17 protein-coding genes and 1 tRNA gene are annotated in these 19,619 nt (G+C 64.8%); 3 read left to right on the top strand and 15 right to left on the bottom strand.

Annotated features, from left to right (window positions below):
* Window positions 1-34: 34 nt before the first annotated feature.
* The 10 genes from lnt to E3T25_RS08985 all read right to left on the bottom strand — a co-directional run bounded on the left by lnt (window position 35) and on the right by E3T25_RS08985 (window position 10,312).
* Window positions 35-1,579: an apolipoprotein N-acyltransferase gene (gene lnt, locus E3T25_RS09030; protein WP_134373770.1), complete on the bottom strand. Its 1,545-nt coding sequence runs from the start codon at window positions 1,577-1,579 to the stop codon at window positions 35-37.
* Window positions 1,580-1,588: 9 nt separating this feature from the next.
* The gene (locus E3T25_RS09025; RefSeq protein ID WP_134373768.1) at window positions 1,589-4,042 is read right to left on the bottom strand and encodes a DEAD/DEAH box helicase; all 2,454 of its coding nucleotides are present in this window, start codon (window positions 4,040-4,042) and stop codon (window positions 1,589-1,591) included.
* A 9-nt stretch (window positions 4,043-4,051) separates the two neighbouring features.
* Window positions 4,052-4,804: a twin-arginine translocase subunit TatC gene (tatC, locus tag E3T25_RS09020; protein ID WP_134373762.1), complete on the bottom strand. Its 753-nt coding sequence runs from the start codon at window positions 4,802-4,804 to the stop codon at window positions 4,052-4,054.
* 47 nt (window positions 4,805-4,851) lie between these two features.
* Window positions 4,852-5,073, bottom strand: coding sequence for a twin-arginine translocase TatA/TatE family subunit (gene tatA / locus E3T25_RS09015; protein WP_104102079.1), 222 nt, complete (start codon window positions 5,071-5,073; stop codon window positions 4,852-4,854).
* A complete protein-coding gene (locus E3T25_RS09010) occupies window positions 5,066-5,410 on the bottom strand; it encodes a hypothetical protein (protein ID WP_134373760.1) in 345 nt (114 codons plus the stop codon). Before E3T25_RS09010 ends, tatA begins: the two co-directional genes overlap by 8 nt.
* 3 nt (window positions 5,411-5,413) lie before the next feature.
* Complete coding sequence (locus tag E3T25_RS09005; protein ID WP_134373758.1) at window positions 5,414-6,409, bottom strand: helix-turn-helix transcriptional regulator; 996 nt, start codon at window positions 6,407-6,409, stop codon at window positions 5,414-5,416.
* Window positions 6,406-7,467: a helix-turn-helix transcriptional regulator gene (locus E3T25_RS09000; protein ID WP_241976885.1), complete on the bottom strand. Its 1,062-nt coding sequence runs from the start codon at window positions 7,465-7,467 to the stop codon at window positions 6,406-6,408. Before E3T25_RS09000 ends, E3T25_RS09005 begins: the two co-directional genes overlap by 4 nt.
* 34 nt (window positions 7,468-7,501) lie before the next feature.
* The gene (locus E3T25_RS08995; RefSeq protein ID WP_104102087.1) at window positions 7,502-8,470 is read right to left on the bottom strand and encodes an FKBP-type peptidyl-prolyl cis-trans isomerase; all 969 of its coding nucleotides are present in this window, start codon (window positions 8,468-8,470) and stop codon (window positions 7,502-7,504) included.
* A 79-nt stretch (window positions 8,471-8,549) separates the two neighbouring features.
* Window positions 8,550-9,581, bottom strand: a complete 1,032-nt coding sequence (locus tag E3T25_RS08990) for a tRNA (adenine-N1)-methyltransferase (RefSeq protein WP_134373756.1) — start codon at window positions 9,579-9,581, stop codon at window positions 8,550-8,552.
* A 26-nt stretch (window positions 9,582-9,607) separates the two neighbouring features.
* A complete protein-coding gene (locus E3T25_RS08985; protein ID WP_370247858.1) occupies window positions 9,608-10,312 on the bottom strand; it encodes an HAD family hydrolase in 705 nt (234 codons plus the stop codon).
* Between the two features lie 97 nt (window positions 10,313-10,409).
* Here E3T25_RS08985 and E3T25_RS08980 point away from each other — a divergent pair, with 97 nt between their 5' ends.
* Window positions 10,410-11,354, top strand: a complete 945-nt coding sequence (locus E3T25_RS08980) for a proteasome assembly chaperone family protein (protein WP_241980761.1) — start codon at window positions 10,410-10,412, stop codon at window positions 11,352-11,354.
* Here E3T25_RS08980 and mshC read toward each other — a convergent pair.
* Genes mshC through E3T25_RS08965 form a run of 3 tightly spaced genes read right to left on the bottom strand, consistent with a single transcriptional unit; the run spans window position 11,351 to window position 14,843 of the window.
* A complete protein-coding gene (gene mshC, locus E3T25_RS08975; protein WP_134373752.1) occupies window positions 11,351-12,631 on the bottom strand; it encodes a cysteine--1-D-myo-inosityl 2-amino-2-deoxy-alpha-D-glucopyranoside ligase in 1,281 nt (426 codons plus the stop codon). The genes E3T25_RS08980 and mshC overlap by 4 nt on opposite strands.
* A 13-nt stretch (window positions 12,632-12,644) precedes the next feature.
* Window positions 12,645-13,499, bottom strand: a complete 855-nt coding sequence (locus E3T25_RS08970; protein ID WP_134373750.1) for an undecaprenyl-diphosphate phosphatase — start codon at window positions 13,497-13,499, stop codon at window positions 12,645-12,647.
* Between the two features lie 18 nt (window positions 13,500-13,517).
* Window positions 13,518-14,843 carry a M20/M25/M40 family metallo-hydrolase gene (locus E3T25_RS08965; RefSeq protein ID WP_134373748.1) on the bottom strand — a complete coding sequence of 442 codons (1,326 nt, stop codon included), beginning with the start codon at window positions 14,841-14,843 and terminating at the stop codon, window positions 13,518-13,520.
* A 116-nt stretch (window positions 14,844-14,959) separates the two neighbouring features.
* Here E3T25_RS08965 and E3T25_RS08960 point away from each other — a divergent pair.
* Window positions 14,960-15,042 (top strand) — tRNA-Leu (locus tag E3T25_RS08960).
* 226 nt (window positions 15,043-15,268) lie between these two features.
* Here E3T25_RS08960 and E3T25_RS08955 read toward each other — a convergent pair.
* The gene (locus E3T25_RS08955) at window positions 15,269-17,203 is read right to left on the bottom strand and encodes a hypothetical protein (RefSeq protein WP_134373746.1); all 1,935 of its coding nucleotides are present in this window, start codon (window positions 17,201-17,203) and stop codon (window positions 15,269-15,271) included.
* A complete protein-coding gene (locus tag E3T25_RS08950) occupies window positions 17,200-18,144 on the bottom strand; it encodes a hypothetical protein (RefSeq protein WP_134373744.1) in 945 nt (314 codons plus the stop codon). The genes E3T25_RS08955 and E3T25_RS08950 overlap by 4 nt, the downstream gene beginning before the upstream one ends.
* A 399-nt stretch (window positions 18,145-18,543) precedes the next feature.
* On the opposite strand from E3T25_RS08950, the gene E3T25_RS08945 reads away from it, so the two are divergent.
* Window positions 18,544-18,927 (top strand): hypothetical protein, encoded by a 384-nt coding sequence (locus E3T25_RS08945; RefSeq protein ID WP_134373742.1) that lies wholly within the window; start codon window positions 18,544-18,546, stop codon window positions 18,925-18,927.
* Window positions 18,928-19,619: the final 692 nt, after the last annotated feature.

Genomic DNA, 19,619 nt, shown 5'->3' with positions numbered 1-19,619 from the left:
CGGCCCTTTTTCGCGCCGCCTGAACTGATCAGGATCACACGCTATGCGCCCGATTTCGTCGGGCGCGCAGCGTGTTACGAGAGCACAGTACAAACCCGGCAAGGCCGAGGCCGCACACCAGCCACTCGATTACCCGTCCCGCAGCCATCGCCGGGGTGACCGTGTCGCTCAGGGGAACTGACTGCACCATCGCTCCGGGCAGCCAGGTCGGCAGACTGTCGAGCGTGGCACCATCCGGCGTGATGATGGCGCTGGTGCCCACGGTGGAGATATTCACGACTGTGCGCCCGGCTTCGATGGCTCGGAGTCGCGCGATGGCCAACTGCTGCACGCTCTCGTCGGTGCGGCCGAAGTCGGCGTTGTTCGTCTGGGCAAGGATGATCTCGGCTTTGTCGTCGACCATTTCCTGAACGAGCTGGTCGTCGGCGATATCGAAGCAGATGGCGAGCCCCGCCACGATCCTGTTGATGTCGAAAACGTTGTCCCGGGTGCCGATGGCGTAGTCGCGCGCGACCAGGTCGATCAGCTCGGGAGCAAATGGCCGCCAGAACGCACGGTCCGGCATGTACTCCGCGAAGGGCACCGGATGCACCTTGTCGTAGATGTCGACGGCGCCCTCCCCCTCCTGCCACAGCAGAGAACTGTTGTAGATCTTGTTGTTCCGCTGCGTTATCGCTCCCGCGATGATCGGGACGCCCATCCGGTGGCTGAGGAAGTCCAGGTTCTTGGCGGCATCCGCTGAACGAAGTGGGTCTATGTCGCTGGCGTTCTCCGGCCACACGACGAAGTCGACCTCCTCGTCGATGACGGCCAAGGTCGCCGAAGTGTGGTCCGCCAGGATCTGCCCCGGTGAGTAGCGCGCGAACAGACCGGCATCCGATGCACCCTGGATGGCAGCCAGACGCACCTCCCCCGTCTGTACCGTCGGCCAGGCCGGTACGACCAATACGACCGCGATCGCCCCTGCGGCGATGCCTGAGCGCACGGTGAGTCGCACCGGGGTTTCGCGGAGCAACTGCAGAGCCAGGGCGCAAAGCCAGACCAGGACGAAGCTGAGTCCCGACATGCCGACCCAGGCCACCAGTGAATTGAACGGGCTCTCGGACTGGGAGATGGCCACCCTGCCCCAAGCGAATCCGCCATACGGCCATACCGAGGCGAGTGCTTCCCGCGCCGTCCACAGCCCAGCCACGACCACCGGCACCACGCCGAGGCGGCCCAGGCTGGTCGGCCACACCCGCGGCCCCGTTTCGAGCACGACACCGATCAGCGCCAGGCTGATGCAGAAGAATATGGTTTGCAAGCCGGCCAGTGCCAGCCAGGGCACAGGTCCGAGATAGAGCGTCAGCCAGCTGATGTGGATCAACCAGAACGCTGATCCGGCCACCGACCCGATGAGCAGGCCGGACCAGAAACCACGCCCCAGTAGGGCAAAGAGCATCAGGAAGACTCCGACCAGGGCCAGAATCCACCACGACCGATCGGGAAACCCGGCGTCCAGGATCGCGCCGGCCGCCGCGGCGAGCAGAATAGCGGCCGGCAACGGGAGGGCCAATGGCCGAAGGGTCCCCGAGATCACGTCATCAGCCTAGGCGACTGACGAGTAGGCCACGATCCCACGGCGGATCGCATCCATGGCCTTGCGAGCGGTGCGGCCGACGGGGTCGTCGGCCACGACCGAGAGCTGATCCAGAAGGTCGATGGTCTGCTTCGTCCAGCGCACGAAGTCGCCCGCCGCCATCTCGGCCTCATCCAGGACGTCGATGAGCGAACCGGCTCGCGCCCACTTCCATATCGCCAGGCTGAGTCCCACCGCGAGGGGGTTGCTGCCGGGAAGCTTGTGATCGCGTTCGAGATCATCGAGGCGGCTCCACAACTCCTGGGTCTCGTGCAGGGCCTCGCGGAAGGCGCCCTTGGGCAGGTAGCGTTCGTCGATCAAACCCTCTTCGCGGCGGGGTTCGAAAACGAGAGCGCAGGCCATGGCGGCGAGACCCGCTGGGTCGAGGTCGTTCCACAGGCCCCGGCGCAGCGATTCCGCTACCAGGAGGTCACGGTCCGCGTAGATGCGCCGCAGGATCAGGCCGCTCGGGCTGAGCGTGACCGTGCCGTCGGGGTTCTCGACGAGATAGCCGTAGCCCACGAGAACTTCGGTCACCCGGTCGAAGACGCGTGCGACGGCGCCGGTGCGTGTCGTAATCTGCTGGGTGAGGGTATCCGTGTCTCGCCTCAGCGTCCACCAGCGCTGTGCCCACCGTGCGTGCTGCTCGCGCTCAGGGCAGCTATGGCACGGATGCTCGCGCATGCGCTTACGCAGGCTGCCGAGTTCGCGCTGGCGGCGCTCGCGCGCCGCACGGGCGCCGGTCTCCCCCGCCGCATTTTGGCGCTCGACGTCGGTGAGATTGCGACGGATGGCGGAGTATTCGGTGAAGTCGCCCAGGTGGCAGACCATGGACTGTGCGAACCCGGTCAGTGACTCTTCCTGTTGGCGCACTCTGCGTGCCAGGTCGACGACCGCCCGATCGGCCTGGAACTGGGCAAACGAGGACTCGAGGACCTCACGCGTGCGTTCCCGACCGAACTGGTCGATCAGGTTGACGGCCATGTTGTAGGTCGGCTTAAAGCTGGAATTGAGCGGGTAGGTGCGTCGAGACGCGAGTGACGCCACCGTCTGAGGGTCGAGTCCGGAAGCCCACTGGATCACCGAGTGGCCCTCGATGTCAATGCCGCGCCGCCCGGCCCGACCGGTCAGCTGGGTGTACTCCCCCGGGGTGACCGGCACTCTCGCCTCGCCGTTGAACTTCTCGAGCTTGTCGAGCACCACCGTACGGGCCGGCATGTTGATGCCGAGCGCCAGGGTTTCCGTGGCGAAGACGGCCTTTAGGAGCTTCTTCTGAAACAGCTCCTCGACGACCTCCTTGAACGCCGGAAGCAGCCCGGCGTGGTGGGCGGCGACACCCCGCTCGAGGCCGTCGAGCCACTCGAAGTAGCCGAGCACGCCGAGGTCTTCGTCGAGCAGCGTACGGCAGCGCTCGTCGACGATCTGCCGGATCTCCTCGCGCTCCTGAGCGTCGGTCAAGCGCACGCCGGCCCGCAGTACCTGGCGGACCGCCTGGTCGCAGCCGACTCGGCTGAAGATGAAGAAGATCGCCGGGAGCAGGTGTTTGCCCTCGAGCAGCCGCACGATGTCGGAGCGGTCCATCCGCCCCGGTTCGAAACCGCCACGCGGCTGGGTCCCCCGGCCGCGGTCGCGGTCGCCGCCCCGGCGTCCGTTCGACGAGCGGACGCCGGGTGCGCGCCCGCCCGACTGGGCCAGCCGCACCAGCTCCGGGTTCACCCGGTGGGTCCCGGCCAGGCCGGCTGCGTCAAAGAGGTCGATCATTTTGCTCTTGACCAGCACATGTTGTTCGAGCGGAACCGGCCGCTCTTCGGAGACGATGACATCCGTTTCGCCGCGGACGGCCTGCAGCCAGTCGCCGAATTCTTCGGCGTTTGAGACCGTGGCGCTGAGCGAGACCAGACGTACGTCCTGGGGCAGATGGATGATGACCTCTTCCCAGACGGCACCGCGGAACCGGTCGGCCAGGAAGTGGACCTCGTCCAACACGACGAAGGCAAGGTTTGTGAGGAGGTCCGAATCGGCGTAGAGCATGTTGCGCAGCACTTCGGTCGTCATGACCACGATGCGGGCCTGCGGGTTCACGTTCGTGTCGCCGGTGAGCAGGCCCACGGCATCCGCCCCGTATTCTGCGACGAGTTCCTGAAACTTTTGATTGCTCAGCGCCTTCATCGGGGCGGTGTAGAAGACCTTCTTCCGTGAGCTCTGCATTGCCAGATAGATCGCGAACTCGGCGATCAGGGTTTTGCCGGCACCCGTGGGCGCGGCCACGAGCACGCTGTTACCGTCCTCGAGAGACGCGCAAGCGGCCAGCTGGAAGGGATCCAGTCCGAAGCGGAGCCCGGTGCGGAATGACTCCAGGCGGGGCCGGCCGGCGCGGGCTCTGGAGGCGGCATAGCGTTCCGCGGGCGATTCAAGGTTGGTCATCGGATGCGCTCAGAGCGCCAACTCCTGTTCGAGGGAACGGGCGCGGCGGGCGGCACGTCGATCGTGGAGGAACGCGATTCCATAGGCGGCGAAGTAAAGCACGACCATGGGGATGGCAAGAAGGAACATCGAGATCACGTCGGCAGCGGGGGTGGCGATCGCGGTAAACAGCGTGATCAACAGCACGGCGATCCGCCAGGATTTGATGATCGACTGAGCACTGATCACTCCGGCCAGGTTGAGCAGAACGATGAAGACGGGGAGCACGAAAGCCACACCGATCGCGATCATGAGCTTCAACACGAAGTCGAGGTAACTTTGCGCGACGATGAGAGCGGCGTCTTCCTTGGGTGCGAAACTCGTCATCAGTCCGACGATGTTCGGCAGAACGAACCATCCCGCGGCGCAGCCCGCCAGGAACAGCGGAATGGCGGTGAAGAGGAAGCCGAAGGTGTACTGCTTTTCGATGCGGGTGAGGCCGGGAACCAGGAACGCGAAGATCTGGAAGAGCCAGACCGGGCTGGACACGACGAGCCCCACGTAGAAGGCGATCTTCAACTTCAGGTCAAAGGCACTAGTGATGTCTGGGTAGTTCAGCTGAGCCGTGCGGTCCTGCGCCTCGATGATGGCGTAGATCGGCTCGCGCAGGGCGTCCCACACGAAATCGGACAGGAACCAGCCGACGATCGCACCAACCAGTACTCCTGCCGCAGCGAGGAAGAGACGCTTGCGCAGCTCGAGCAGATGTTGCCCCAGCGACATTTTTCCATCAGTGGCCGTGCGCCGAGGGATTCGCCCCGCCACGGGACTTACGATTTCGTCGTCGGATCGGCTGTGCCGGCGGCCTTCGAAGAGTCGTCAGCGCTGCCGGTGGTTTCGGCGTCTTCTTTATCGCTCTTGATCTCGTTCTTGAAAATCTTCATGGACTGCCCGAGGCTGCGGGCAAGGCCGGGAAGCTTGGGCGCACCGAACAGAAGCAGAACGATGACGAGGATGATCAGGAAGTGCCATCCGGTCAGGTTGTTAAGCATCAGTATCTGTCCTCTGGGTCAATGGGCGAGTTATAAACAGTTTACCTCTGGCGATCAAGGAATCCCGCCGCCGCTGTCGACGTTGCGCCCGGTCACGCTGCACCAGTTCGAGAGCGCGGTAGAGGTCGGCGGGCTTTGTGAAGACGGCCGGTTGGAACCGGACCGGCGGCGGCATCTCCCGCCCCCGGGTGACGTCAGCGACAAGATCGCCGAGTTCTTGAAGGGCTTCCAGTGTGGCCATGACCTTCTTGAACAGGGCGAACCCGAACCAGGCCAGCATCGCGAGCAGGCCAAGCACCAGGCCGATCCAGATCAGTGCCCACGACCACCACGGCATCGTCTACTCCCCCACGTCTGTCGGTTCGGACTCGTCGTAGCGGGCCACGCCGGCGGCCGCCCACTCGCGCACGACCGCGCGCGCCTCGGCCGGGTCAACCACTTCCACGACTCCGGCGAGGCCGGTGACGAGGCGTTTGAGGCCGTGATAGTGAGCCACGTTGAGTGTCCTCCGCACGCGGTCCCCGTGTGCGCCGGGGGCGCCGTATGGTGCGTAGTCTGCGAGCAGCGGAACGGCAGACGTCGGGAGTTCAACCGTCACATCCTGGTCGGACGCGGAGCCCTCGAAGAGGGTCTCGGTCGGCACAGCATCGGCGGACCGGGGGTTGGTCGGCACGTCGGTCACGTGCAGATCGCTCATTCGGTCGAGGCGAAAGGTGCGGGCCGCTTCGCGGAGGTGGCACCAGCCGCGCAGGTACCAGTCCCGGTCCACAGACTGGATGCGCCACGGGTCGACCCGGCGCAGTTCATTCTCGCCGCGGGCATTCAGGTAGTCGAACTCGATCTGTACTCCGCCGCGGACCGCGGCTTGCACGACCGCAATGCTGCTGCGGGCGTCCGTGCCGGAGACGGCAACTTGGCTGGGAGCCGCTGAGGCGCTGCGGGTGAGTTTCGCCATCAGCGACGCGATCGCGTCGACGTCGGCATTCTCCGGTAGCGACGACAGGTATTGAAGGCCGGCGATCAGCGCGGCGGCTTCTCGGGCGGAGAAGCGCGGCGAGTCGTCGATGGCCACGAGGTGGGTGAGCACGATGAGGTCGTTCGTTTCGAACTCGTCCCAATGGATATCGAACAGGTCGCCGTGCAGGTACTGGCGGGTTTCCCCGGGGATGCCGGAAACCGCGATGAGATTGACCGCGTCGCGCACCCGGTCAGGCGACACCCCGAAGTGCGCGGCGACGTCGGTCACGCTGATGCGGTCATGGTCCATCAGGAAGGGAACCAGCGCCAGGAGGAAGGTCAGCTTGTCGGATGCTCCGAGTGCCGGACCGCCGTTCATTCGTCGGCCGCCGTCGTGGTATCCGGGTGCACATTCAGATCGAAATCGGTGTGGGCATCCCGCACGGTGATCAGGCGGGACCGGACCGCCGTGCGCAGGGCCGCGGGCGAGTGCACCAGAACCTCCGGGCCGTAGCCGGCGAGCTCGTCGGCGAACACGTTGAGATCGGTGAAGTTCAGGTGGAGAGCGGATGCGTCCGCGTTCGTTCGAATCTCTCCCGGGGCGACTCGTTTCGACAGTCTCACCGCGGCATCGCTGCCCGGCCGGGCGGCGATCACGGCGATGTTGGCGGTCCACAGCGCCTCGAGCTCGCTGAGCGCTTCCTGCCCCTGACCGTCACCGTGCGCCACGAACGAGGCTCCGGGGACCGTCACCACCGGGCCCACGATCCGGGAGAGCAGGTACGTGCGGGTTGCCGCAGCATCCTGGTCGGTGCCGAACAGGTGCCATCGTCCGTCGTGCAACACCATGGCGCGGGGCTCGACCTGACGGCGGCGCGCCGCCGCCTCGCCGGGCTTCAGATAGAGGAATGCCACAACCTGACCGCGATCCATTGCCTTGCTGAGCGGTTCGAAGGACGCCTCCCGCACGCGCAGGGACGGCGAGTAACCGAGCACGGGATCGCTCGAGTCGATGCCCAGCGCATGCAGTTTAGTCATCGCACGCCTGGACTCCGCAGACAGGGAGCCCTCCCGCCAGACCGTCGCGGCAAGCTTCAGCAGCATGAGCTCGTCCGGACTGAAAGTCACGTCCACCGGAAGCTCGTAGAGTCCCTTGGGGATGCGGTAGCGCAAATGGTGGTTGCTCCCGGGATCGTCCGGCGGCTCAACCACCTCGAGCGGAATGCCCAGTTCGCGGATGTCGTCTTTGTCTCGTTCGAACTGCCGCTCCAGGCTCGCGTTGTCTCCGCCGGGGAGATAGCGCTGGCGGTACCCCTGCACGGTGGACAGAATATCGGCCTTGGTCAACCCGACTTCCGTTGCGATAAGCGCAAGTACCAGGCTGAACAGGCGTTCTTCTACCGAAACACGGCTGTTCTTTTCAATGGTGGACGGCACGCTGCGAGTCTATCCGCCGCTTGCAGGCCGAGACTTAGTTCACGCCGAGGATATCGACGACGAACACGAGCGTTGAGCCTGCGGGGATCTTCTGCGAGGCCTCATCACCATAAGCCTGATCGGCCGGGATGACGGCGATGACCTGCGAACCGACAGTCTGCCCGATGATGGCCTGGGCGAACCCGGGGATCAGCCCGCCCTCGGTCTTCGAACCGTCCACGATCAGGAACTCGGCCGGTTTCCCGGTCTGCCAGCTGGAATCGAAGACCGTGTTCTCGTTCCAGAGCACGCCCGTGTAGTGCAGGGTCGCAGTGTCGCCTTCCGCGACTTGCTCGCCATCGCCCTTCTTGAGGACGCCGATCTGCAGCTCGGTCGGCGGCTCACTCGACGGAATGGTGAGGCCGGGGGTTCCATCAGTCGCAAGGACAACGGACGGAAGCCCGCTCGCGACCGACTGGTTGGCGCCGTTGGCCCGGAGCAGGTTGGCTCGCACGACGTCGATCACGAAGACCAGCGAGTCGTCGGCGCCGATGCCACTGTTGGGGTCTCCGCCGGCCGGACCGAGCCCGTCGTCCGGGGAGACGATGAGAGCCAGCCGGGATCCGACCTGGGCGCACTCCAGGCCCATCGCCAGGCCCGGGAGCGACTGTTCGTCGTCCAGGACGATGCTGGCCTGGTTGACCCCGTCGTACTCGCCCGCGCTGATCAACGCACCCGTCGTACCGTTGTAGAGGCTGAGGTCGAGCTTGACCAGCTGATCCGGGACGAGACCGGCACCCGTGCCGGCGATGATCTCACTGGCCTGGGTGGAGTCCGTCTTCAACGGGGTCGGGAAGTCCACCGTCGGCGCGGAGCCGAATTCGCCCGACACCGACACGAGCTTCGACGCTGCCCCCTTCGTGACCGGCGCCTGGCAGTCTGCGGCGTCGACGGGGGTGCTGCAGCCGGTGAGGACCGCGACCAGCAGGCCAGCGGAAGCGATGAGTGCAGGAGCTCTACGCACGGGATCTCATTTCAGTGTGGGGCAGGTGATTATGCGGGACAGGGGCAAATTCGGGGCCGGATGACAGGCCGAAACAATCCTAACGGGCGTTGGGTGCGAGGTCGTCGGGTTCGCCCGCGTCGAGCCCGCGAGCCTTCGAGATGGCCGCGCCTGTCTCGGCCATCCGCACGCGCTTGCGCATGACCTTCGAGCTGACACTGCGTTCGCCGAGGGCGCCCGGCGTCCAGGCCTCCACATCGGCATCGGAGAAGTCGGTCTTCGACGGACGGCGCTTCAATTCGGGAAGAATCGTGTCCGGGGCGAGACGGCGGGCCGTGATCAGGAAACCCGTGTGCCCGATCATCCGGTGATCGGGCCGCACGGCGAGACCCTCGACGTGCCACCCGCGAACCATGGTCTCGTTCGAGTCCGGGTTCGTGTAGAAAGCGGTCGCACGAATGGCCTCGGCCACCCGCGAGAGTTGGGTCACCGTGGCCACGTAGCAGAGCAGCACTCCGCCTGGCTTGAGCGCGTCCGAAACAGAGCCCAGGCACTCCCAGGGCGCGAGCATGTCGAGCACGACCCGGTCCACGCTCTGGGCCGGCATCGTGTCGGGGAGGGTATCGGCGAGGTCGCCGAGCGTGATGCTCCAGTTGGCGGGATCAGACCCGAGAAAGGTCGCGATATTGTCACGGGCGACATCCGCGAACTCGCTGCGGCGTTCGAATGAGGCCAGCCTCCCGGCGGGGCCGATGGCGCGCAGCAGCCAGAGCGACAGGGCGCCGGAACCGACGCCGGCCTCCACCACAGTCGCCCCCGGGAAGATATCGGCCTGCGCGATGATCTGGGCGGCGTCCTTGGGATAGATGATGGCAGCGCCTCGCGGCATCGACATCACGAAGTCGTTCAGCAACGGCCGCAAGGCGAGGTGCTCCACGCCGACGTTGTTCGTGACGACCGAGCCGTCCGGGACACCGATGACGTCATCGTGCGCCAGGATTCCCCGGTGGGTGTGGAAGCCCTTGCCTGGTTCCAGGGTGATCGTGTTCAGTTTGTTCTTGGGTCCGGTCAGCTGTACCCGGTCGCCGATCCGGAAGGGTCCACTGTTTTGGATGACCTGATTGTCGCTCATGCGTGCGTTACGTCCTTGCTCTCGGGTCAGTGTGGGTCGGTCGGGGCCGGCTTGCGGCCGAGGGATCCGCGACGGGCGGTGTACAGCGAGGTGAAACCGTGCAGAGTGCGACCGGCGAGGGTCGGCCAGAGCTCGTAGTGCGCACTCTCGGGCAGGGAGACCATGTGCGGGACGCCGACGACGACGGCCCCGGATGCCACGGCGGCCGCGATGCCCGGAATGGAGTCCTCGACCGCGATGCAGTGCTCGGGGTCGACGCCGAGCAGCCCGGCAGCCGTCAGGTACGCCTCTGGATGCGGCTTGCTGTTCGTGACCATATCGCCGGCGATAATGGTGTCGAAGGCGGTGAATCCGACAAGTTCGGCGATCTGTCGTGCCATCCGCTGCTGTGACATGGTGACCAGCGCCATGGGGACGCCGGCGGTCTTGAGCTCGGCGAGCAGCTCGAGCGCGCCGGGCCGCCATGGGGCACCGCAGGTTCTCAGGAGTTCCTGGACACGGCTGGTGAGCCGGTGCACGATGGCGTCGCCGGCCAGATCGACGCCCCGATCCTGCAGGATGACCGCGGAACCCTCGAGGCCGGAGCCGACCAGCAGCATGGCGTCGCTGTGGGACCAGACGCCGCCGAAGGACTCGACCAGTTCCGTCTCGGCCCGCATCCAGTACGGCTCGGAGTCCACGATGGTGCCGTCCATGTCCCAGAGCACGGCCGCAGGCAGGGGGGAATTGATTCGGATCGCGTTCACGGAGTTCAAGTGTAGGGGGCACCGCCTATCCTTGATGGATGGTGCGCCGTGCGGGGCACCCCGTCGAAAGAGGTTTCGGACAGTGACAGAGGCTAATGGGTTCCTCAACGGTCGCCTCCTGGTGGTGGCGTTCGAGGGTTGGAACGACGCCGGCGAGGCGGCGACCGGCGCCGTGGGCACCCTGAAGGATCTGCTGGATGTATCCCCGGTCGCGGAGATCGACCCAGAGATCTACTTCGACTATCAGTTCAACCGGCCCACCATTTCGGCCGGCGGCGAAGACGGCCGGCGCAAACTGGAGTGGCCGGGTGCGGTACTCTACGGACCGACGACCCCCGCCAAGGCCGGGGCTCCCCTGGCCGACGACGCCCAGCTGCGCGTCAGCGGCACGAACGCCGGAAACATCTATCTGCTCCTTGGAACGGAACCGTCCCGCAGCTGGAAGGGATTCGCCGCAGAGATTCTCGACGCCGCCCTCGCCGCGGATGTCGGCGGCATCGTCTTCCTCGGGGCGATGCTGGCCGACGTTCCTCACACCCGGCCTATCTCCATCTTCGTCTCCAGCGACAACCCGCAGGTACGAGCCGAACTTCAGGTTGAGCGCAGCACCTACGAAGGCCCCGTCGGCATCCTGAGCGTGCTCGCGATCGCCGCGGAGGAGGTCGGCATTCCGACCCTGTCGATCTGGGCGTCCGTCCCCCACTACGTGCACAATGCGCCGTCGCCGAAGGCGATGCTGGCACTGATCAACAAGCTTGAGGAGATCATCGATGTCGTCATCCCGCGCGGCGACCTGGTGAGCGAGGCCGATGAATGGCAAAGCGGCATCGACACGCTGGCGGCCGAGGACGACGAGATGGCGGCCTATATCGGGCAGCTCGAACAGGCTCGCGACACGGTCGATTCCCCGGAGGCCAGCGGCGAAGCGATCGCCCAGGAATTCGAGAAATACCTGCGCAAGCGCGGCGATGGCCGGGACGGCCCCGGCGAGGGGCGCCCGCCGACCGACTCGCCCCGCCAGCCCTAAAGAGCCACGCCGAGCAGCGCGTCGACCGCGCGGGCCAGCAGTGCCGGATCGTCGACTCTGTCGGAGTCGGCTGCGGCGGCATCCACGACCGCCAGCGCGCTCGGGGTGTCGAGGTCGGCGGCGAGGGCGGCCCGCAGCCGTTCGATGACCGCGTGCGTGTCGAGGGTTCCGGCCGTGCCCGCTGTCCCGAAGGCCGCGGTCCAGGTCGCGAGGCGGGCCACCGCCGCCCGAAGGTGCGCGTTCGTCCACTCCCAATCGGCGCGATAGTGCTGGTCGAGCAGGGCCAGGCGGATTGCTCGCGGGTCGGTTCCCGCGGTGCGCAGTTTGGACACGAGCACCAGATTTCCGAGCGACTTGCTCATCTTCTCGCCCTGATAGGCCACCATGCCGGTGTGGCTGTAGACGCCGGCCAGCGGATGCCCGGATAGGGCTGCCGCGTGCCCCGCACTCATGTCGTGGTGCGGGAAGATCAGATCGCTGCCGCCGCCCTGCACCGTGAAGTCCGTGCCGAGTTCCTTCAGTGCGATGACCGAACACTCAATGTGCCAGCCCGGACGGCCGGCGCCGACGCGCGACGCCCAGGACGGTTCCCCGGGGCGGGCCGAGCGCCAGAGCAGCGGGTCGAGGACGTCCCGCTTGCCGGGACGGGCCGGGTCTCCCCCGCGTTCGGAGAACAGGGTGAGCATGGCCTCGGAGTCGAGATTGCTCTCGTCGCCGAGCGTCCACGAGGTCGCGCGCTGCGCGGCCTCAATGTCGAAGTAGATGTCGGAACCGGCGGCCTCCGTCGGCTCGGGCGCGCCTGCGGCGGCCGCGTCCACGGGGACCGGGTACGCGAGGCCGGCATCCCAGAGCTGGGCCACGGCATCCGCAATCTCGTCGATGACCTCGGTGACGGCGACATAGTCGTTCGGCGGGATGATCCCCAGTGCCTCCATGTCGGTGCGGAAGAGGTTCACCTGCGACTCGGCGAGAACCTCCCAGTCGACGCCGGTGGCGGCCGCTCGCTCGAGGAGCGGGTCGTCGACATCCGTCACGTTCTGGGCGTAGTGCACCCGATAGCCGCCGTCCAGCCAGACCCGCTGCAGAGTGTCGAAGGCCAGGTAGGTGGCCGCATGGCCGAGGTGCGTGGCGTCGTAGGGGGTGATCCCACACACGTACAGCCGGGCGATGTCAGTGGGTTTGGCCTCGATCAGGGCCGCGGTGGCGGTATCGTGCAGCCAGGGTGCGCCGGACTGACCGGGGAGTTGCGGAATTTCGGGTCGTCGCCAGGCACGCATCTTCTCAGCCTAACTAGGCGGAGATGGTGTTCGTCACCAGCAGGCCGATCAGCACGAGGCCGAGCACGATGCGGTAGATCACGAACGGCAGGAAGCTACGTCTGGAGATGTAGCTCATGAAGAACTTGATCACGAACAGGGCGACGACGAAGCCGATGACCGTGGCCGCCAGGGTGTCCCACGGGCCGAAAATCTCCGGGGTGCAGTTTGTCGCACCCTCCAGGCACGGCTTGACGATCGATTTGTACACCTGGAACAGCCCGCTGCCGAGAACGGCCGGGATGGCGAGCAGGAAAGCGTAGCGGGCGGCGGCGGCGCGCTCGTACCCCATGAACAGGCCGGCGGTGATCGTGCCTCCCGAGCGGGATACGCCGGGGATCAACGCGAGGGCTTGGGCGAAGCCATAGACGATGCCATGGGGCACGGTGAGGTCGCCCAGCCGGCGGCGCTTGGCCCCGACGTAGTCGGCGATGCCGAGCAGGAGGCCGAAGCCGATCAGCACGCTGGCGGTAATCCACAGGTTGCGGAGCGAGGACTCGATCTGGTCCTGGAAGAGCAGGCCGAGCGCCACGATGGGCAGCGATCCGAGGATGATCAGCCAGCCCATCCGCGCGTCCGGGTCGGCGCGCGGAACCTTGCCGACGAGGGACTTGGACCACTGCCCGATGATGCGCACGATATCGCGCCAGAAGTAGATCACCACGGCAGCCTCGGTACCGATCTGGATGATCGCGGTGAAGCGGGCTCCCGGGTCACCTCCGGTTCCTAGGAATTCCCCGACGATACGGATGTGGGCGCTGGAGGAGACCGGGAGGAATTCGGTGAGTCCCTGCACGAGTCCCAGGATGAGTGCGTCGATGAAGTTCACGAAATGCCCTTTTGCTGTTCAGTAGTTCGAGAGCAGGTCGGTCAGGACCTGCCTGCCAAACACTAACGCGTCGAGAGGCACCCGTTCGTCGACCCCGTGGAACATCGCCGGGAAATCGAGGTCGGCGGGGAGCTTGAGCGGGGCAAAACCGTAACCCTTGATCCCGAGGGTGCTGAGGGCCTTGTTGTCCGTGCCGGCGGAGAGCAGGTAGGGCAGCACCGGAGCGCCCGGATCGTGTCGGCCAAGGGTTTCGACGACCGCGTCGACGAGGGGCCCGCCGAATTCTGTTTCGAGACCGATGTCGCGGTGCATGATCACGATCTCGATGTCGGGGCCGACCAGCGCGGCCACTTCGGCGAGTACGGAATCCTCGTCGCCGGGCAGGGTGCGGATGTCGATGAGCGCCTCGGCCCGGTCCGGGATGACGTTGTGCTTGTACCCGGCGTGCAGAACGGTGGGATTGGTCGTGGTGCGCAGGCTCGCTTGGATGAAGCCCGATGCCGTGCCAGTGGCGAGGGCCAGCTCGTCGGGACCGACACGTTGGGGGTCGACGTCGAGCACCCGTGCCAGCTCCGCCAACAGCTGGGTGGTGGTCTCGGTCAGACGGATCGGCCACTCGCGTCGGCCGACCTTGGCGACAGCCTCGGCGAGCCGGGTCACGGCGTTGCTACGGATCAGCCGGGACCCGTGGGCCGCCTCGCCCCGCGCCACAAGCTTGATCCAGATCAGCGCCTTCTCGCCCGTCTGGAGCAGGTAGGCACGCCGACCGCCGAGCGTGATCGAGTAGCCCCCGACCTCGCTGATGGCCTCGGTGGCGCCGTGGAAGAGCTCCGGACGGGTGTCGACGAGGTAGTGCGAGCCGAGCACTCCCCCGGCCTCCTCGTCGGCGAAGAACGCCACGATCAGTTCACGGGCCGGTTCCTGGCCGGAGCCGAGGATGTTTTGGAGCGACGCGAGCATCATGGCGTCCATGTTCTTCATGTCAACGGCTCCGCGGCCCCACAGGAGGCCGTCCTTGATCACGCCGGCGAACGGGTCCACCGACCAGGCCTCCGGGTCAGCGGGAACGACGTCGAGGTGGCCGTGGACCACCAGCGCCCCGCGGCTGCTGTCACGACCCGGAACGCGCACGACGACACTCGTGCGGCCCGGTTCTGAATCGAACAGCTGCGGGGCGAGGCCGAGAGACCGCAGGTTCGCCTCGACGTACTCGGCGGCATCCGTTTCGCCGTTCGAACGGCCCTCGCCATAGTTGGTCGTGTCGAAACGGATGAGGTCGCGAGCGATCGTGGCCGTGAGGTCCAGTGCAGCGTCGGCCGGCGTGTTGTCAGCAAAGGAAAGCATGCGTGTCACGCTACCGGGCCTCGCCGCCGGCGGGCGACGGTGGGCGCGGCTGGAGGGCCTCGAAATCCGTGCTAGATTACATATTCGGCGGCCGGGAACGGCCGCTGGAACACTCGGCCCGGGTGGCGGAATGGCAGACGCGCTAGCTTGAGGTGCTAGTGCCCTTATGGGCGTGGGGGTTCAAGTCCCCCCTCGGGCACATAGAGAGGTTCGGAGTATTCCGGACTTCCGTTTGGGAAATAGGTCGAGACAACCGATATCGGTTGTCCGGCCTATTTTTTTGCCCGAAATCGGGCGCCCAGGGCTCCTCGCTCCTTGTATAGCCGTCGGGTTAATCGCAAAAAAGGCGTACCTGAGAATTTCAGGTACGCCAAATGGAATCGATCTTGCGCGGTAAGCGGGGGTGTGTGTTAAGCGTGCCGTTTCTAGCCCGGCGGTGGCTGCGCCTCGTCGATGATGGGGGCAGGGCCGGTGGTTTGCCAGAAGGTCGCGGGGAGTTCTCGGTTCTTCGCTGTCACTGGCTTGATCGCGAGTTTGCGTTTGTAGAAGCTCAGCATCTGGCGCATGTTCTCGACGACAGAGGCAAGCGCGACGACGATGTACGTGAACGTGTTGCCGCGCACGGCACGTTTGTCCGGGTTGGCGATGTCTTCATACTGGCTTCGTTTCAGGTTCCGGTTGACCGATTCGACCCCATTGCGCATTCCGTAGGTGGTTCGCCACTGTTCGCCTCCGTAGGGGTAATACTGCTCGTGTTTGAGACCGCCGGCGTTGGGAGTCTCGGCGTCTTTGCCGGTCGGCAGCTTCATGAGCACGCTGTCACCCTGGTGGGCGAGCGGCTTCGCCTTCCAGAGCTCATAACCCGGCGCCTCCGTGGGAATCATGTATCGGCGCGTGCCATCCGCGCTCATGCGCCCCTTGCTCTTGAGCCGGAACAGTTCCCGACGCTGCACCTGCTGGGAGTACAGGGTTTCCGCCCCGGACAGGATGCGCGCACTGCTGCCGTACTTCTTTCGAGCCGCCTCGATGGTCAACGTGAGTTCCTCTTGGTCTTCCTCGTTCTCAATCGGGTTGCGGAGAGATCCTTTGAACTGTCCTGACTTCTTCTCGTGAGCCGCTTCAGCTTTGGCAAGCTTGCCCGCATCTTCACCGTGCTTCTTCCGAACTGCGTTGATGATCCTGTCCGCGTTGCAGAGGACTCCCGGGAGCGTGTCCAAGTACCAGGTTCCTGAGACCTGGATGAAGCCGCGCGGGTCAAAGGCCTTAACGCCGAGATCCTCATCCTTGTAGTCGCACACCAATTTCGCCCCCAGACGGCGCGCCGGCACTTGAAACTCGTCAAACTTGGCGCCTGAGTAGGCGCGGTCCATGATGACGAAGTTGATCTTGCGCTGCCGTAGGGCCAGAGCGTTCAGGAGATTCAAGCCTTCCCCGGTGATGGCGCCTGGTATGTGGAATCCGAGAGCTGTTGTCACCAAGGGGAAGGAATCCACTTCACCCGGTGTGTTGGGAGTCAGCCGAGCAACTTCGATTTCCACACCCCAAGAGAGTTTCTCAATGGATCGGCCCTTGTGTTTTTGGCCTGGATCTGACTTCTTGAACGCACGAGCGTCCGCATGGGTGACGGCTCCGTGGCTGCCTTCGCGTTTGTAGAAGCCACCGTCAGGGTTGGCGGTGCGACGGTTGCCTTCGAGGTTCCTGGACGACGGGTTTCCGGTCTTTCCTTGGAGTGGAACAAATGTGCCGTCGATGGCGTGGTTCCCATCGGGCCGGTTGCGAAGTTCCTCGGGAAGAAGTAGCCAAGACCCGTGGACCAGGTCATTGGCCAAGGTCCACATTCGAATGCGACGGATGCGACATTGCTGTGGATCGCGGTTGGCTTTCACTTTTCGGTACTCGGCTTCGGTGAGGACTTTGTCGCGTCGGCCGGGGAATTCGTCGACGAGCGCGATCAGGCGCTGCAGCGCGGCCCAGATCCGTTCGTAGACACGCTCGTCCAGGCCGTCATGGGTGAGCCTGAGCACGGCGCGTTGTCTCGGGCTGAGCTTGAGGAACGTGTGGGAGAGTTCGGTGATCAACGTGGGCTGGTTAATTCGGATCTGAAGCAAGATCAGGCTCAGCACTGCAGTCTCGTCCATGATCGGTTTCCTCCCGGCCGCCGACAAAACGTCCTCTGAGCGCCAGCCCGCCAGCAGTTGCCCGATGCGCGCCTTTTTCAGGACTCGGTCAACCTCAACCACGGCCACACTGAGTGGTGCCGTGCGCCGTTCGCTGAGGTAGTCGCCCATGCGTTGCCCGAACGTTGTCAGCATCCATTCCTCGGCCTGTTCACGCTGGCTGGCACTGGTGGGGCGGGTCACTTCGTGCCCCGCAACTGTGCGATGCGTGCGTCGTTGCTCAGGCGTGGAACATAGCTAGCAAGCCTGGAGATCGATTCGAGGGACTGGAGGCCGGCGGCCTCCATCAACGTGAAGACATCAACACGGTCGGTCATCTGCTGCACAAGCCAGGTGTTCCTAAGTCGACGAACCCGAACGGAGGGGCTGCCGGTCGGGCTCGAGGCACGGGCCACGAACGCGCTCACGACGTTGTTCTTCGTGCTCGTTCGCTTGGGCAGAAATACGAAAGACTCGCCCGGCAGATCACGGATGGCCTTGGCCAGAGACTTCTCGTAGCGAGCACGAACGATGACGGTGCGGACGCGACCGTCGTTGGTGACGTTGATGGTGACGACTCGATCGGGGCTCACCATCACGGAGTCGCGTCGAAGCGTCGCAATTTCTACCGACGTAAGGCCAGCCCCAGCGCCAAGGGCGATCAGGGTACTAGCGCCACGACGCATGTACACGGTGCCCTGCCCTGCCGCCCACCGGTCGAGCGCGACGCGCTCGGCCTCGTCGTAGGGGGTGTCGAGGCTTCGCTCGTTGAGCGGCATCGGGTTCCGTGGGTTGGCTTCGGGGTTGACGGCTTCCGCGACTCGAAAGAGCCATGAGCGATAGTTGCGCTGGGTTCCTTGGGTCAGATCGGGGAGATTGTCGCGCACATAGTGCTCGATCAACTCCCGGTTGAAGATGATCGTGGCATCTAATTCGGCGCCGACCACGTACACGGCCCAATACGCGAAATGGATGCAGGGTCCCATGAGCGTCTCGACGGAGTAGGTCGTCTGCGGCAGTGCCAACGCAACAGCATCTTCGACAAAGGGCCGAATGGACTCGAGCTGCTCGGCAGGCAGGTCCGGCACATACTCAGCCATCTTCTTCGCGCTCAGCGCGCTCAGCGCGGCTCGAGCCGCCGCCATCGCTGCCTGATCCTTGTCGTCGGAAACTCCGCCTCGGAGTGTCATCCTGGCGGCCGCCAAACTCGGGTCATCGGACGTCCTCCCGAATCGAAGCACCCGCGCTTCGCTGTCGTACGTAACGTCTGAAAGGGCCTTCATCCCGGCGAGGTGGGCTTTTGAGCGAGCAGAGCCGGCGGGCGCTTTCCGCGTGGCGGTCTTGGGGGTGGGCAGGACGGAAGTGAGGAGTGTGGGGGTCATGCCTATGTGCGTGTGCGGCTACCCCGCACACCGATTTTTCAAAAACGGTGTAAATCAGACAGACATTCTCTATATTCATATTCACGGGTAATATATCCGGTTGGAATGGTGAATAATGCGTATGATTGCGTCATGCCCAGACCTCCTAAACCCGGGGGCGCCGTGTTCGAACCACGCTCCCTCGCCACGAATCGCAAGAAGTTCGGCAACTCCAGTTCCCGGCTGACGTCCACAAATGTCGAGTCGCCGCAACAGGCAGCGGCCGAAGTTCAGCACGCGATCGCAAACCGGATTCGCGAGTACCTCCTGGACCAGAACGCAGATCTCAAGTCCTATTGCGCGAGAGCCACGCTTCCAACGGGCTTGAACTACGAACGCTTCCAGCGCATCAATCGGGGTGAAACCATGATTACCCTGACCGATCTCATGTACTGGGCAAACGTGATTCCCGGCCTCGTCACCTTCATCGGCGCCACGATGGACACCATCACGAGCGACGCGCACTTCGAACCGTCCGACGGCGCAGTAAAACGTCAAGTCCCCTAGCTCCATCATTGGCTTCGGTGGGCCGTACTCCGTCTCACTCCCCGGAATGTCAGTGTTTGCCGAGGCAACGTTCGGCTGAGCGGTCAGGCCTGCCGTCTGCGAGTTCCGAGCAAGTCGAGAAAGTCCGCAGGAATCCACCGACATCACCTCCTGTGGTCCGTCTCGGAGTTCCCTCCGGCGGAGGGACCTCCGGAGTCTGCGAATGCCTCTTAGGGTCTACCCGTCGACCTGTGAACGCCAAAGGCTGCCGCAGCCTCGACTGCCACTGACTGCGACCTCTGACGCGGTTTAGCCAACCCTCAGGGGCGCAAGAGCGTGTTTGGCCCCTTCTCACAGGACCAGACCGATGGTTGGCGTGCGTGGGCTCGCCGCAAACGGCGTCTCCATTTCCGATCCACATGTCATACAAATTACGGTCGACGCCAACGAATCGCTGAGCCGGATGCATCTTTGTCGACGAGTCGGTCTTTTGCCCTTCTTTGTTCAGCGCTTCCTGCCGATCGGCGTCAGTTAGTGTCCGCCACGCTTCTTTGGAGTACCAGGAAGGTTGCTAGATGGGTGGCAGGCAGGCTGAGTAACGGTTTGCAGCTGACGAAGCTGCCGCCCAGCCCACAAGCGAGGGCGAACTGGGACTGCCCCGGTTTGGTTGACTCCTTCTCTCGTGGGGTCTCCGTGATGTCCGTGACCCAGAG

The sequence above is a fragment of the Cryobacterium sandaracinum genome (assembly GCF_004403415.1).
In the GTDB taxonomy this organism is placed as follows: domain Bacteria; phylum Actinomycetota; class Actinomycetes; order Actinomycetales; family Microbacteriaceae; genus Cryobacterium; species Cryobacterium sandaracinum.
The sequence above is the reverse complement of the archived record's forward strand: the minus strand, read 5'-3'. Positions and strand labels throughout refer to the sequence as shown.